The organism is Candidatus Poribacteria bacterium (genome assembly GCA_021295715.1).
GTDB lineage: Bacteria > Poribacteria > WGA-4E > WGA-4E > WGA-3G > WGA-3G.
This window is the reverse complement of sequence record JAGWBV010000060.1, coordinates 3763-19368: the sequence shown is the minus strand read 5'-3', so window position 1 is coordinate 19368 and position 15606 is coordinate 3763. Positions and strand designations below refer to the sequence as shown.

9 protein-coding genes and 1 tRNA gene are annotated in these 15606 nt (G+C 47.0%); 7 read left to right on the top strand and 3 right to left on the bottom strand.

Translation table 11 applies throughout. From position 1 onward, the window contains the following. The coding region (locus J4G07_14985; GenBank protein ID MCE2415296.1) for a transposase at window positions 1–906 on the top strand (906 nt) is incomplete at its 5' end. A 42-nt stretch (window positions 907–948) separates the two neighbouring features. On the opposite strand, the gene dut is transcribed toward J4G07_14985, so the two are convergent. From dut to J4G07_14970, 3 genes are all read right to left on the bottom strand, one after another. Further along, entirely contained in the window at window positions 949–1380 is a 432-nt protein-coding gene (gene dut, locus J4G07_14980; protein ID MCE2415295.1) for a dUTP diphosphatase, read from the bottom strand. Between the two features lie 5 nt (window positions 1381–1385). After that, entirely contained in the window at window positions 1386–2270 is an 885-nt protein-coding gene (locus J4G07_14975) for an SMP-30/gluconolactonase/LRE family protein (GenBank protein ID MCE2415294.1), read from the bottom strand. A 265-nt stretch (window positions 2271–2535) separates the two neighbouring features. Then, window positions 2536–2609 (bottom strand) — tRNA-Arg (locus J4G07_14970). Window positions 2610–2738: 129 nt separating this feature from the next. Between J4G07_14970 and J4G07_14965 the strand changes: the two genes are divergently transcribed. The 6 genes from J4G07_14965 (at window position 2739) to J4G07_14940 (ending at window position 15533) form a co-directional block, all read left to right on the top strand. Then, window positions 2739–3830 carry a hypothetical protein gene (locus J4G07_14965; GenBank protein MCE2415293.1) on the top strand — a complete coding sequence of 364 codons (1092 nt, stop codon included), beginning with the start codon at window positions 2739–2741 and terminating at the stop codon, window positions 3828–3830. A 7-nt stretch (window positions 3831–3837) separates the two neighbouring features. Further along, entirely contained in the window at window positions 3838–4461 is a 624-nt protein-coding gene (locus tag J4G07_14960) for a hypothetical protein (protein MCE2415292.1), read from the top strand. Between the two features lie 396 nt (window positions 4462–4857). Next, a complete protein-coding gene (locus tag J4G07_14955; protein MCE2415291.1) occupies window positions 4858–7518 on the top strand; it encodes a sigma-70 family RNA polymerase sigma factor in 2661 nt (886 codons plus the stop codon). 270 nt (window positions 7519–7788) lie between these two features. Then, entirely contained in the window at window positions 7789–9285 is a 1497-nt protein-coding gene (locus J4G07_14950) for a hypothetical protein (protein MCE2415290.1), read from the top strand. 93 nt (window positions 9286–9378) lie between these two features. Next, window positions 9379–11241, top strand: coding sequence for a hypothetical protein (locus tag J4G07_14945; protein ID MCE2415289.1), 1863 nt, complete (start codon window positions 9379–9381; stop codon window positions 11239–11241). Between the two features lie 215 nt (window positions 11242–11456). Continuing rightward, the gene (locus tag J4G07_14940) at window positions 11457–15533 is read left to right on the top strand and encodes a leucine-rich repeat domain-containing protein (protein MCE2415288.1); all 4077 of its coding nucleotides are present in this window, start codon (window positions 11457–11459) and stop codon (window positions 15531–15533) included. The last annotated feature ends 73 nt before the right edge of the window (window positions 15534–15606 follow it).

Here is a 15606-nt window from a genome sequence, read left to right as displayed (position 1 = left end):
TACAAAACCTCTGTTCGCTCGTTGACGTGGGAACTGCGAAAATATACGAAAGTCGTTGGTAAAAAGACCAAGGATACAAAGAAACAGACGATACGTGTCCGTCAGAACCCTATCCGTGAAACAGGCAAACGGCATAACATGCTGAAAGTGCCGAAACTCGGTGAAGTCAAGATCCGCCAACACCGTCCGCTCATCGGAGACCCGAAAGAGGTCACGTTGAAAAAGACGGCACGCGGCTGGTATGTCTTTATCGTTTGCGAAGTGCCTGACACGCTGAAATGTGTTCCAAAGTCTGCTTGTGGTGTAGACGTTGGGACAGACAACTTTTTGACGACTTCTGAGGGTGAAAAAGAGGAGAACCCGCGCTTTTATCGCCAAGCGGAACAGAAGTTGATACGCTTGCATCGAGACCTTTCGCGTAAGCGATACCGGAGTAAACGCTGGTATAAGGCGAAAGATGCTTTGGCGAAGCAGGCAGATATTGTTGCGTGTCAACGCCTTGACTTTCTCGCGAAAGCGGTTTACAAACTTTTTCTCCACAAAGCCTTTGATGCCGTAGTTGCTGAAAAACTCAAACCGAGCAACATGGTAAAAAATAGGCATCTTGCAAAGTCCATTTCTGATGCGTCTTGGGGCATGTTCTTTGAGTGGTGCAGTTGGGTAGCAAAGCGCGATGGCAAACATTTCCATCAAGTGCCACCCCACCATACAAGTCAAACATGTTCGGCGTGTTGTCAGAAGTCCGCTATCAAATTGAAGTTGTCCGAGCGTCTGTTCCATTGTAAATCGTGTGGTTTGAAACTCGACCGCGACCACAACGCGGCTCTGGCCCTTCGTGGAGAGGTCTGGGATACCATCCTCTGTGAAACGAGAAACCCGTTATTACAACAGGCTTGTTGGAGCTAACCTCTTAACAAGCCCCCGACTTCAGTCGGGGGTACTTGACAATTACCGATCCGTGCTACCGAACCCACCTCGGGAGGTGTCGGACATCTGTTCTACCTCGTTCCATTCCGCTGTGTCCACACGCACAAAAATGGCTTGTGCGATACGACTGCCTCTTTCGACGTTCACAACACTATCTGTGAAATTGTAGACCTGAATTTGCAGTTCGTCCGCTTCACCGCAATAATCGTTATCGACAATGCCTACACCTTGCGGCACCATCAAGCCGAATTTGCGCGGCGTGCTGCTTCGCGAACATACCATCAGCATATAACCGGGGGGTGTTTCAACGATGATGTTCGCGGGGATCAGGACGATAGACTGTGGGGCAATCTCTGCGGATTCTCGACAAATCAGGTCGAAGCCGACGGAACCGGCAGTTTCGTATTTCGGCAACGGAAGCGTCTTATCGATGCGTTTGATATTAACTTTCATGGGCGTTACGGGACTGCGACTCCTACTGTCTTGCATGCTACGCGATAAACGGACGTACTCGCTGTGATGAAAAGGGTTTTCCAGTCATCTCCACCCCATGCTAAGTTCGCCGCGCGTTCAGGAACGAGAATAATTCCGAGATGTGTTCCGTCAGGTGCAAAGACCCAAATACCCTCTGGACCTGTTAAATAAACGTTTCCCTGCGTGTCGGCTTTCATCCCATCCGGTTTCCCAGTATCCCCTTCTTCTTCACCGAAGATGCGGTCGTTTGCGATGGTGCCATCGGGTTGCACATCAAAGGCGCGCACATGCATCCGTTCGGTGTCGTTTATGTAGAGGATCGACTCGTCTGGTGAGAAGCAGATACCGTTGGGTCTGTCGAAGTCGTCAACAAGAAGGGTCAATGTGTCACCATTTGGAGACAGACGGTAGACGCCTTGAAAGTCGAGCTCCTTCTCTGATTCAACGCCGTAGGCTGCGCTGAGCCCATATGGAGGATCAGTGAAATAGATGCTTCCGTCGGATTTCACAACGACATCGTTCGGACTGTTCAACCGTTTTTCTTCATAGTGCGAGGCGATTGTGATAACTTGCCCATCTGCTGTCGTTCTTGAGACCCGTCGGTTGGCGTGCTCACAGGCGATGAGGTGTCCGCCTTTATCATAAGTCAAACCGTTCGACTTACCCGATGGTTCACGAAAAACAGTCATGCCGGCGTTCGCATCCCATTTCCGCATCTTGTTTGCAGGAATGTCGCTAAAAAGCAGAAACTGTTCTGTCGCGTGCCAAAGGGGTCCTTCGGTGAATTGGCATCCCGTTGCTATTTGTTCAACAGTTGCCTCCGGATCAACCAGATCCGTTAATCGGGTATCTCGGACATCAAGTGCCATGTTTTTCCTTTCGTTCAGGGTGTGTAAAGTTCTGTTATTTCTTCAACCCCGTAGGGGTGGAATCTCTGTAGAAATGCCATTCGCTCTAAAACTAAGCCCCGTAGGGGCGGCATTTGTATAAGTTTTGACAAAATATTTACACACTCTTTCGTTCAAAAGTCCTTGACAACTCTCTTCATTAATGTTAGCATAGTCTTTAAAATGGTGAGTATTAGGTTTCGCGCAACTGGAATGCGACGTGCGCGTCCATTAGAAAAAAAAAGAACGTGCCTGGAGCGACTCGAACGCTCGACCTTCAGCTCCGGAGGCTGACGCTCTATCCATCTGAGCTACAGGCACATAAATCTTCAAAGTCAGGGAGGTTAAGTGAATGAAACCGAACCTGATTTATATGTATTCTTAATTTTAACAAATTCAGCGTCTTTTGTCAAGTTTTTCCAGCAAAAAAATCTAAGGAGGAAAATCAGGGTGAAACGTAAATTTCAGAAGTTCTCAATCCTTGCGGTTCTGGTTGTCTTTTTGTTTAGTTTCGCACCGGATATCGTAGAGAGTCGTCGCGGTGGTGGTTTTCGGGGAGGACGGAGTTTCAGTCGCAGCCGGAGTTATAGTCGTAGCACGACTCGGCGGAGTACCACACCGAGGAGTACCAGTCGTTCTTATACAACCCCACGAACGTCAACACGCACGACGCGCAGCACAGGTAGCACCTATAGCAGAAGTAGCGCCTCAAGAAGCACGGGGACACGTTCCAGCACGGTAGCACGCCAGAGGCAGACTGCAACAAGCCGTGCGAAAGCAACGACCGCAACAAATCGAAGCACGACCGCAACCCGAAGCGCAACGCGCAGCCAGCAACGGCAGGTGAAGTCGCAAAATCGGAAGCAGGTTCGACAACTCAAAGCAGAAAACCGGACCTTGAAACGCCAGAACCGCAGAGCAAATCGTGAGACTGCACGCGCTCGCCGAGACGCACGCCAAACCATTAACGTCAATAACTTCGGTGGTTACTACCCTATGATGGGATATTCAATGTACCCCTTGGCGGCATCCATGGCGTTTAACAACCTCATGTTTGGTATCTATTTCCATGACCATTACAACCATGCGGTTCGCCATAGTTACCTGTGGCATTACCATCATCGAGACTACGACCGCTCGCACTGGGATGCCAAGAAGCAAGCGGAGTATGAATACTACAGAGACTATTACGAGAGTCAAGGTATTGAGCCAAACTCGAATTACGTAGATCCTGGCACAAACCAAGATGAGAATTATGTCGCAAGCTACGTCGAGGAGAACCCTGATAAGTTTTATGGGGACGGTGCCGAGACTTTCACAGTTGACGAACTTCCAGATGAAGAGGCATTGAAGACGGAACTCCTCGCAGCAGCAGCGGAAACGCCCACGGTAACAACATCTACATCACGCGCACCGCCAGCCACGCGAACCCTTGTTGTTGAGAATAAAACCTCCGGGGCGACGTGGTTCTTCCTTATCTTCGGAAGTATGCTCGTTGTTGGCGTGATTGTGTTAGTCATGTATAACAAGGGTTACTTTTAGGAGGAACATGGCATTATTTGGCAGAAAAGATGGCAAATCCCTGTTCGGTAGACGTAAGGACACTGAACCGAAGAAGCCGGAGCGGCATGAGTTGGTCGACATCCCGCTGGATAGCATGATTGAACTCTCCGACATCCTCACTTATGAGGAGACGGGAGATACTTCGCATGCCTTCAAACTGGTCATACGCAAAAAGTATGAAGCGGACAGTCTCCGCCGTTATATGTATCACGTCCGTGACGCAGAGGAGGAGATCGTTATCGGGGTCGATCATATCGCTGGAACGAAGGACGACTATGAGATTTCCCGATGGATTGTTGACGACGAATGTGAACTCGGCGATCCGTTGCCCGATGCGATGACCCTCTATTTTCCAAACCCAGACAGTGAGGGTGAGGACATCGCTGTCGAGTATAATCGACAGGATGTTGTCCCCGCCACACTCACCCTTACCAATGCCGAAGGGGAGGAGAAGTTTGACGTTGAACTCCACGAATACGCCAGTGATAACGACGAGTACATGTCGGTTGAACGCTGCGGCGACTGGTTGACGTTCTACGTCGGCGGACTCATCACGCGATCGGATATAGAAATCTATCCGGCGATGGAAGCATCCTCTAAACGCAAGTAAGTTTTATCCCTGATTTACCGGTAAGGCGAGGCTCTCCGACCTCGCCTTCTCTTAGAGGGGGTGCTTAACTATCCAACTTCAAGTCCGCGTTGGAAATCCGCATACATGGTTACAAGAGATAACATAATCTATCGAAACAGTACGAAAAAACAATACTGCTTCCCGTTCCACTAACCCCTACCCTGACAAAAAGAATCGTAAATTACCCCTTTTAGCACTCTCTATCCAGATTATAATCAGTTTTTTCAAATTATGCAGGTTTTGCTACCCGAAAATTCGTCTTTAAGGGTAGAGGGTATAAACTGCATTCCATTTCTTAATTATATCAAGTTCACATTTGATTCAATCTTTTGGCAATATGAACACGACCACGTCTGTTCATTAGGAGAGGAACTCTTGAAAAGAGAAGACGATGTTCAACTGATTCATAGGGTTTTATCGGGAGACGACAAGGCTTTTGATATCTTGGTTGGAAAGTATCAAAAAAGCGTGCACGCCCTTGTGTGGCGGAAGGTTGAGGACTTTCACTATGCAGAAGAAATTACGCAGGATACCTTTCTCAAGGCATACAGAAAACTCTCGACCCTGAAAAATCCGCATCAATTTGCTGGGTGGTTGTATGTCATTGCAAATCGACTTTGCATTGATTGGATGCGAAAGCAAAAGCCTGCGATGCAATCATTAGAGGAAACATCTGTGAAAGAAATAGACAGTATAACCTATGAGCGTTATGTGGAGAGAGACCGTGAGTTAGAAGCAGCCGAACATCGTCATGATCTCGTCAAAAAACTTCTTGAGAAACTCCCAGAGAGTGAACGCACGGTCGTAACCCTCTACTATCTCGGCGAAATGACAACAAAAGAGATTAGCAAGTTCTTAGGTGTTTCCGTAAAGACGATTAGCAGTCGTCTGCGTCGGGCACGAGAGCGTTTAAAGGAGAAAGAAGATCTCTTTGTCCAAGAGTATCTCGGCGGTGTCCAGTTATCAGCGAATATAAGACAGAACATCGCTCAGCAAGTCGCTGACATGCAACCGACACCGGCTCCAAAAATGGAACCGTTCTTGCCGTGGGCGGCTTTTGGCGCAGCTGTGGTTTTAGCAACGCTATTAATGCTCAGTGTCAGTAACCAATACCTCGCACATTTTCAGAAACCTTACAGCTTCGAGGCTGAATCCGAACCTACTATTGAAATTATTGACGCGCCTATTGTTCTTGATATTGACGCAAAACCCGCACTGCGAAATCAGATTGGACAAACTACCACTATCAGTAAAAACAATGGGAACGGTTTACACGCTTCTGAGAGAGACGCAACTCTCAATGCCTCGGAGGATTCACTCAGACTTTCTGCAACACAATGGATGCCGGACGCCGCGCTTCGACAGGCTGTCCGAGAGAAACTTGACATCCCGGCAGATGCCCCTTTGACCCGGGCATATCTTCAGCAACACTTAACATCCCTCGATGTGCGATACAAAGGGATCGTCGATCTTACAGGTTTAGAGCATGCGACTGATTTGCAAGCACTTGTTCTGATAGGGAACAAGATTCACGATATATCTCCTTTGTCCCGTCTAACAGGACTTGCTTTTCTTGATTTGGGAGAGAACCAGATTTCAGACCTACGCCCGCTCGCGGCACTCACGCGTTTAGAGACGTTACATCTGTGGAAGAATCAAATCGAAGATATTTCACCGCTCGCAGGGTTAATCAATCTCAAAAAGTTGTTGATAGAAAATAATGATATTCGGGATTTTTCACCACTCGATGAGCTGACGCACTTAGAGGTGTTAAACAAGCGTGGCAATTTTCGGGTCAGTGATGATATATCCAGAGTCGCGGTAGCACCTCGTATCAAAGATAGGGATTACCCTTCAGTCTTTTCAGCGTGGTATTCCGATGTTCTCAACTTACCAAACCTATCTGATGATGAGAAACTCGTCTATCACGATCTGTTTTGGGGGGGACCGGGGTTTCACCTGCAATGGCATCCTACACCGACAGGGCTTCGACTCTTTGGTAGAATAGACGATGCGCGCTGGAAAAGAGAGTATCTGCTTTCACAAAACCCTAACTTTACAAGACTTGTGAGTCTCGACTACATCGATGCCGATCCAAGCGACTACTCCGAAGAGTGGCCCCATTGGATAAGAGACGAAAACGGCGATCGAGTTCAAGCTTACGCTGGCGGTTCAACCTTACTGATAGATTTCACACACCCTGTCGTCCAAGACATCCTCGTTCAGAAGGCGCTCGCCGTAGCGAAATGCGGTCTCTACGACGGTATCTTCTTGGGACGCTGGCAGGAAGGCACGGCTACGCTTGAGGATGACAAAGGGGGCTATTATCGAGACGTTGAAGCCGAATGGTCGGCGAGACTGTCTATGGTGCGGCGTATTCGTGAGGCAGCTGGTGACAATTTTCTGATTGTTGTCAATACGGGACAGACTAAAGCACCACTTTCTGCACCTTATCTTAATGGGACGTTCATAGAAACCATTCTGGACGAAGGGGATACGGCTTACACACACGACCATCTCCGAGAAATTGAAAACACGTTGTTATGGTCGGAGCAAAACTTTCGTGGACCGCAAATAAATGCGCTTGAAGGTCGGGGAATTCCGCTTGAGCCACCGGATTCTCCCCGGAACCAGCAAATGATGCGTGTTATTACAACTTTGGGCTTGACACATTCTGATGGCTACGTTTGCTACGTCGTCGGAATATCGGGCATAATCCATAAGCATGAATACGAGATCTCACCTGGACATAAGATAGACCATATAAAAGGTGAACCACATCAGCACAACCACCAACACTATTGGTATCCATTCTGGGATGCTGACCTCGGTCAACCCATTGGCGAGAAATCGCAGTTGTATCAAAACCGGGAAGGCGTGTTTATTCGGAAGTTCACCAACGGTTGGGCAGTCTACAATCGTAGCGGAAAACCACAAAAGATACAACTCATGGAACGAACCACCGGTGTAGCAAGTGGCATCACCGGCACACAGCATATCCTTCCAGATTTAGATGGCGAGATTTATCTGAAATAGGAAGCGAGTTCATCTCTGACTGTTAAAGGTAATGCCGTTGTAGATATTTGTAAATGTCCTGAATCTCATTATCTCGCTAATGCTCTTGGAGCAGGCTAAAGTCATGGGAATCTACTATAACTGGAATTAATCCTTATATTAATAAAGTCATGAGGGCAGATGTTGGCAATCGCCAGGGGCATATACAGTTACTTTTCCAGTCGTTAAACGGTATCCTACAGACATGGTCGACTCAGACACATACCTATATAGAAACGGAGAATTTCATAAATGAAGCAAAAATTTTTCTTTATTTTATTACTGCTGCTTTTCACACATCTCGGATATTCTGAAGAAATATGCGAGACAGGTAGGGACAATATCGTAGAACGCGTCGTAAATAGGTCATACCCTTCTGTGTTTGTACCTTGGGCGCATTCACTCCTAAACCATCCAAGGCCCGATGATATACATGAATGGTCATATCTTAAAAATATGTTAGCACACCGCGACCTGTTTTGGGGAGGAGGATTCCGCAGTACCCACTTTCAATTTTCTGCAGAAGAAGGTGTCAGGTTAGCGAGTCCCGCCGGAACCGCTGAATTTGATAAGGGCCTGAGAAATCAGATACACGCTCTAAATCCAAACCATCTGCACCTTATTTCGATTTACTATTATGGTGCTCACCCAGAAGCTTATCCAGAGGATTGGCCGTATTGGCTCAGGGATAAATCGGGAGATAGAATTCAAGACGAAGGTTGGAGCGAACTTTTAATAGACTACACACACCCCGAAGTACAAGACCACTTTGTCCAACAAGCAATTGCGGCTGCCAAATGCGGTATCTTTGATGGTATTTTCATGGATTGGTGGGATGAATCACAAGAATGGGATCAAGAATTGGCAGATCTCTATCATGGTAGTAAGGTGGATGCTCTCGTTTCACTCGTTAGGCGTATCCGTGAAGCGGTTGGAGATGATTTTCTCATTATCGTTAATACTAACACCCGTAAAGTACCTCGCTCCGCTCCGTATGTTAATGGGGCATTCATGGAAGCGATAGGAACTGTAAAAGGGTACCCTCGCGAACGTTTGGTTGAAATTGAAAACGCCTTGTTGTGGTATGAAGAGAACTTCAGGTACCCCCAAGTAAACTGTCTTGAGGGTTGGGGGCTTCCAAGCGAGCCTCTGGACTCCCCGAAGAATCAGCAATGGGCACGAGTTTTTACGACCCTAAGCCTCACACATTCTGATGGATATGTTTCATTTGCCACAGGAATTCCTGGATCCAACCACCAACATATTTATGAGATTTGGGAAGGACATTCACAGGAACACGCAGTTGGTAAATCTGGCGATCATACCCACCAACAATACTGGTATCCTTTCTATGACGCTCCACTGGGGCGTCCTGTCGGTGAAAAGGGACGACGCTACAAAACGCCTAAAGGTGTCTCTATCGAAGGGCTTTTTATCCGTGAATTCAGGCAGACACAAACAATCACTTTGCCGACCTCAGCAATAGGCGTAGCTAGTGACGTGAATAACACCGTTCACACCCTCCCCGATTTAGATGGTGAGATATACCTCCTCAACCCCACTGCTCCTCGGAAAGTTACGAGAAACGCACCCGCAGACATCAATAATGATGATGCGATTAACATTCTTGATCTCGTGATGGTTGCAAACGCTCTTGGAGGTCAGGAACCTGATCTCAATGCGGATGGGGTCGTGAATATCTTGGATCTCGTGATTGTAGCGAATGCTTTTGGGGCTCCTCAAGAGTGAAGGATATTACGCGTTATACTTATCTGAATCTCCGCGTCCGTCCGCATAGAAAATTTCTTGCTGTATGTGCGGTGTTCCGTGAAGGAATAAGATATGAAGATAGATATGAGATATTTTCTGATAGTGCTTTGGCTATGTGTTACAACAAGTGTTCCTGCTCAAAAAAACTGGATGCCGGATGTGAATCTCAGAGCAGCGGTGAAAAGGCAGTTAAGCTTGCCTATGGAAACACGACTGACCAAAGAACATATGAGACTCTTGGTCGATTTTAAGGAAGGTGAAAGAAGCGAAATATCGGATCTTACAGGACTCGAATATGCTGTGGATCTAACAAACTTGAGTATACACGGTAACCCGATTAGGGATTTAACACCGCTGTCGAACTTAAAGTTTCTGACATTGCTGTTCATATCTGGTTGCCTAATCGAAGATGTATTACCATTGGCACACTTGCCTAATCTCGAGTATTTAGCTTTGACGCATAACCGTATTACTGACGTTACGCGACTCGCTAATTTAGTAACCCTCAAGGAGTTGTACATAATTAGGAATCCAATTTTAGATTACACACCTCTCTTGAGTTTACCAAATATAGAATATATGGATTGGCAAGATATCTGCGATGTGCCGGATATGGGCATCCCTGTGCATGAGCGTATCGAATCACGTACATTCCCGTCTATTTTTGGTGCTTGGTCGGAACTTAGCAATATAGATCTTCCAACTATAGAAGAAAACGCGTATTTTGATTTGTTTTGGCACGGTTTTCAGTTTGGATTAAGTTGGGCAAAAACTCCCAATGGATGGAAATTAGTGGGCGGTGTGGCGGATAATTATCGGAAGCGAGATGCGTGGCTATCATTGAACCCCAATAGTATATCTCTCTTGGCGGTTGGATACTTCACTCAATGTTCAGATGAGTTTCCACTGGATTTTCCAGGCTTTACGCGAGATAAAAGGGGCAATCCGCGTATAGATGGGGGTATAGATTTTATGGAGTTAGCTGAGGATATAGATGAAGGTGAAGCTGTTGATTTTTTATTAGATTTCACAAAACCAGAAGTGCAAGATATTGTCGTTGAAAAGGCTATAGCGGTTGCAGAATGTGGTGTTTATGACGGGATTTTCTTTGATCATTGGAATTATGGTCATCGCCTCCATAATGATCACACGATAGAAGAAGAACATCAGGCAAGGGACATCATACTCCAGCGGATCCGTGCGGCAGTTTCTGAGGATTTCCTAATCATCGTTAATACCAATGGACAGGCAATACCGAGGTGGTCTTCCTATGTCAATGGTGCCTTTATAGAATTAGACTCACAATTTCAAAGTAATGCAAAATATAGTCGTGAACATCTGATATTGTATGAAGATATGTTGAAATGGGCGGAAAATAATTATAGAGAGCCACAGATAAACGCGTTTGGAATCTATAATATTAGAGATTCAACAAATAACGACTTAAGCCGCCTTTACACGACGCTGTGTTTAACACATTCTAATGCGTATATGATATATGAGGCGGATGCAAAAACTGGCGTATTCTGGTATTCCTTCTGGGATGTTGACTTGGGTCGTCCTATAGGCAAAAAGGCACAACTTTACGAAAATCGTGATGGCTTATTTATCCGCGAGTTCACCAATGGTTGGGCAGTCTACAACCGTTCTGGTAAGGAACAGCAGATCCAGTTCCCAGAAGAGGTATCAGGCGTTGCGAGCGGTGTGACCGAGAAACGCTTGCATACTATTCCCGATTTAGATGGCGAGATATATTTGAAATCGGAATCGAGATTAGATACCTCCCTGCCAGCGGATGTCAACGGCGATGGTATCGTCAATATTCTCGATTTGGTTGTCGTTGCAAATGCCTTTGGTAAAGATACCCCAGATGTTAATGGTGATGGTGTTGTGAATGTACTCGATTTAGTTGCCGTTGCAAATACCTTTGAGTAAACTCATATCATCTAAACTTTGAACAATTGTAGCATAGGAGACCGTTAGTTTCCTGTGCCTCAGCTATCAGTAGTGCCGTAGGTTGGGTTGAGCGGTAAAAAACGCAGTCTGTCTTGTTGTTGCTGAAACTCCGACTCGCCAATACGCTTTTTTGTCAGCAGATAGAGCGAAACCCAACAAACACACCCTTTTCAGATAGAACAAGGAGAAAGTACATGAAAAACTGGAAAATTTTTATGACATTTGTTTCCCTATTGCCCCTCATTCTGGGCAATTTTCACAATGCTAATGCGCAACAGAATCTCGCACAGCAGGCGTATGCCATTTTTGAGCAAAGTTGTCTTAATTGCCATGGAGAGCACGGCGCATTTACTGAAGAAATCATCATTGATCACACCGCACTCCTTGAAACTGGAGCGGTCGTTCCGGGAAAACCTATTGAATCCGAACTCTATAAGCGACTCCTCACAAACGATCCAGCGAAACGGATGCCGTTGGGTCAACCACAACTGCCTCCTGCCGCGATTCTGACGATTGGTAATTGGATTCAAGCAGGCGCACCGAATTGGGAGGACACCGTCGAAGCAGATGGATCCTTCATTACACCCAAGGAGATGCTTGAAGCGATTGAGAGGCACGTCAACTTGCTTTCTCCATTCGACCGCACCTTCGCACGTTATTTCACACTCACCCATCTCTATAATGCCGGTGAGACGACTGAGGCACTGCATGCCTATCAGCGGGCACTCTCTAAACTCGTGAATAGCCTCTCCTGGGGACGCGAGGTTATCATACCAAAGCCTATTGACCCGGAAGAAACCATCTTCTATATTGACCTCCGAGACTACGAATGGGAGATTGGAAGTAATCGATGGACACAGATTGAACAGGTATATCCGTACAGTATCGAGTTCAGCGCACCAACACAGACAGCACTTCGTGAGAAACTCACAAATCTACGTGAGGTAATGAACTGTGAAGTCCCATTTGTTCATGTGGATTGGTTTCTTGCGACTGCCTCCTTGCCCCCGCTCTATCACGACATTTTGAATCTTCCAGAAACCGATCATGAATTGGAGACACGACTTGAGGTAAATGTTGTTGAAAATCTTCGGAACGCAGCCGGAAAACGCGTCTGGCGTGCGGGTTTCAGCGATTCGGGTGTCTCAAACCACAACCGCGTCGTTGAACGCCACATCTCTCGGTATGGCGCGTATTGGAAAAGTTATGACTTTGCTGGGAGCGTCGGCGCACAGAACATCTTTACGCATCCACTCTCTTTCACCCACGACGGTGGTGAAATCATCTTCAACCTTCCCAACGGTTTGCAGGCGTACTATTTGGCGGATGCCGGCGGCAGACGACTTGATGAGGCACCAATAAGTATCGTTTCCAATCCGGCTGCGAGTGATCCGACTGTCCGTAACGGACTCTCCTGTATCGGTTGCCACACCGGGGGGATGAAAGATTTTGAAGATCAAGTGCGTGACGTTGTTCAGCAGAATCCAAATCCGCCATTTAACAAAGCACGCGCGTTGCAGCTCTACACAGAGCAAACGACGATGGATGCCCTTGTGGCTGAGGATACTATCCGTTACAGGCAGGCACTTGAAGCGACAGGCGACGTGTTTGGCGGGATCGAACCCGTTCAGCGGTTCTACGAGGCGTTTCAAAGACCGGTTGATGCGGCGCATGCCGCTGCCGCCGTTGGGTTGGAGACCGAAGCGTTTCTCAAAAGGATGCGTGCCTCCGCGAATTTGAAAAATTTAGGGGTGTTAGTCTTAGAAAATGGCACGATGAAAAGAGATACATGGACATCGAAGTTTAGTGAAATCGTGTTTGCGTTGGATTTCCCTGACGTCGCTATTTCCCTTGACCAGCAGACGGAACGCATCCCTGGGGCATCTGTCTACATCCCCGACCCGAATTTGCGTGCGTTCATTGAAGAAAATCTCGGAAAAACACCAAACACCCCAATTACAGTGGAAGAGATGACGAGGTTACATCAGATTTCTCCTGAAGAAAAGGGCATCAGCGATTTGACCGGACTTGAGTTCGCAACAAATTTGGAATGGTTAAAAATTGAGGGAAACCAAATATCTGACTTATCTCCACTGGCGGGATTAACGAAACTGGATCTCTTAGATATCAGTGCCAATGAAATAAGTGACTTATCGCCGCTGACAGGATTAAAAAATCTTAGAGAGGTACGGATTAGTCATAACAACATATCCGATCTCTCACCTCTGGCGGGATTGCCGAACTTGAAGGAGTTTGATTCTTGGGGCAACCCTTTGTTCGACCTGTCGCCACTCGTAGATCTCGAGATCATAGATATTTGTGGTGGGGATCTTGATATATCAACCCTGGAGGGTGCAAAGAATTTGAAAGAACTGTATCTTCTGGGAGGCGGGATATCGGATGTTTCACCCGTGGCGAAATTAACCGGGTTAACACGCTTACGTGTTGCAGGCAATCCCCTATCGGATATATCGCCCTTAGTTGAGTTGACCGGTTTGAAGTGGCTGGAGCTTTCAGAAAACAGAATAGTGGATGTATCGCCCGTTACAAAGTTAAAGAACTTAACATGGCTGCACGTTGGCGGAAATATGATATCCGACCTTTCGCCTTTAGATGGATTCAGCGAGGATGTAACGATCATTAATCACACCAATCCAGGTTTTCCGCAAGGCGGTCCCAAAATAGAGGGTCCCTGGTTATGGGTGTTCGTGCCAGAAGCAGATGTTAGAAGTGCTGTTGTCGGGAAGCTGGAGCACCCAACAGATGATCTTCTCGAACATTTAGATGTTCTCGCAGAAGCGAGTGGTGGCAAGGTAACAGAACTGAAGGTTTCAACCCATGGCGCGACTGAAGGGAATCCTGTTGGAAATAGTGTCTGGTATTCCGACAAAATACCGACTACAGGGCGGAATAACATGGCGGAGGTGTTAACAGAGGAGGTGTTAGCAGGTCCTTTTATGCCCGGTGTTATTTATGGATGTATCGTCCTGTATTCACCCCGGCAACAAGAGGTAACGCTGTTTGCCGGTAATGACGGTGGCGGTAAAGCGTGGCTCAACGGCACTTTGGTCCATGAGAAACTTCAGGGGACACGTGGTGCGGATTACCAACATTTCGTTCCTGTTACGCTCAAAGAGGGCGTAAATGTCTTGTTAGTTGCAACACGAACGGGGGGTAACGGTTTTTGGGGGTTTAACCCTGAAGCAGAGTATATCGTGTTAAACCCGCGTGTCGGATACGCGTTTTCCCAACCTATCATCGATGCCAGCGATACCTTCACGCTTGAAATTCGGGCAGAAGACATCTACAATTTAGCGGGGTGGCAATTTGATATGGCTTATGACCCCACTGTGCTTGAAGCAGTTGAAATCAACGAAGGCGACTTCCTGAAAACAGGTGGCGAAACGACCTTCTTTCAGAGAGGAACGGTTGATAATCGGTCGGGTAAGATTAAAGGTCTGAGTGCAGCGCGACTCGGCGAAGACGGTGTCAGTGGCACTGGCACGCTGTTGTCGGTAACATTTACGGCAAAAGCACCTGGACAAACGCAATTGAGACTCGATAACTTTCAACTCGCTTCTATCACCGGTAAGTCCATCGATGCAGGACCGCATGAGGTCGTCATTACTGTAGGTGGGGAACAGACTACCGGAGATGTGAATCGGGATGGTCAGGTAAGCATTCTGGATATGGTGCTTGTGGCTCGCTACCTTGGAAAAACTGTCCCCGCCAACTCCGATGTTGACCTAAATGGCGACGGAATTGTTAACATCTTGGACCTCATTCTTGTTTCCCAGAATATGGGTGAATCAAACGGCTTAGCTGCCCCTTCAATGCTATCTATGGACGATATACACGGATTGGATCCTGCGATAATACAGGCGTGGATAGAGCAGGCACAACTTGAAGATGACGGTTCTGTTGTTTTCCAACAAGGCATTGCGAACCTTCAACGCCTTTTAGCATCGCTGATTCCAGAAGAGACAGCATTGCTTCCGAACTATCCGAATCCATTCAACCCAGAGACATGGATACCGTATCACTTATCGAACCCCAGTAAGGTAACAATCACTATCTATGACACACGCGGCACCGTCATCCGGCATTTGGATCTCGGACATCAACGTGAAGGCTACTACACGAGTCAAAGTCGTGCGGCGTATTGGGACGGCAGAAACGCTGTTGGTGAACGCGTTGCGAGCGGTATCTATTTCTATCAACTCCAGGCGGATCATCTGTCGCTCCTGCGCAAGATGCTCATCTTAAAGTAACCTAACGTGAGTTTGATAATAAAATGTGAGTTCGCTTTAATCATTTTTCATCTGTAAAAGAGGTGGATTATTG

Excerpts from the sequence above, each read along its gene's own strand:
- J4G07_14945 (MCE2415289.1), top strand. The coding sequence starts at position 9,379 with ATGAAGATAGATATGAGATATTTTCTGATAGTGCTTTGGCTATGTGTT.
- J4G07_14950 (MCE2415290.1), top strand. The coding sequence starts at position 7,789 with ATGAAGCAAAAATTTTTCTTTATTTTATTACTGCTGCTTTTCACACAT.
- J4G07_14940 (MCE2415288.1), top strand. The coding sequence starts at position 11,457 with ATGAAAAACTGGAAAATTTTTATGACATTTGTTTCCCTATTGCCCCTC.
- dut (MCE2415295.1), bottom strand. The coding sequence starts at position 1,380 with ATGAAAGTTAATATCAAACGCATCGATAAGACGCTTCCGTTGCCGAAA.
- J4G07_14975 (MCE2415294.1), bottom strand. The coding sequence starts at position 2,270 with ATGGCACTTGATGTCCGAGATACCCGATTAACGGATCTGGTTGATCCG.
- J4G07_14960 (MCE2415292.1), top strand. The coding sequence starts at position 3,838 with ATGGCATTATTTGGCAGAAAAGATGGCAAATCCCTGTTCGGTAGACGT.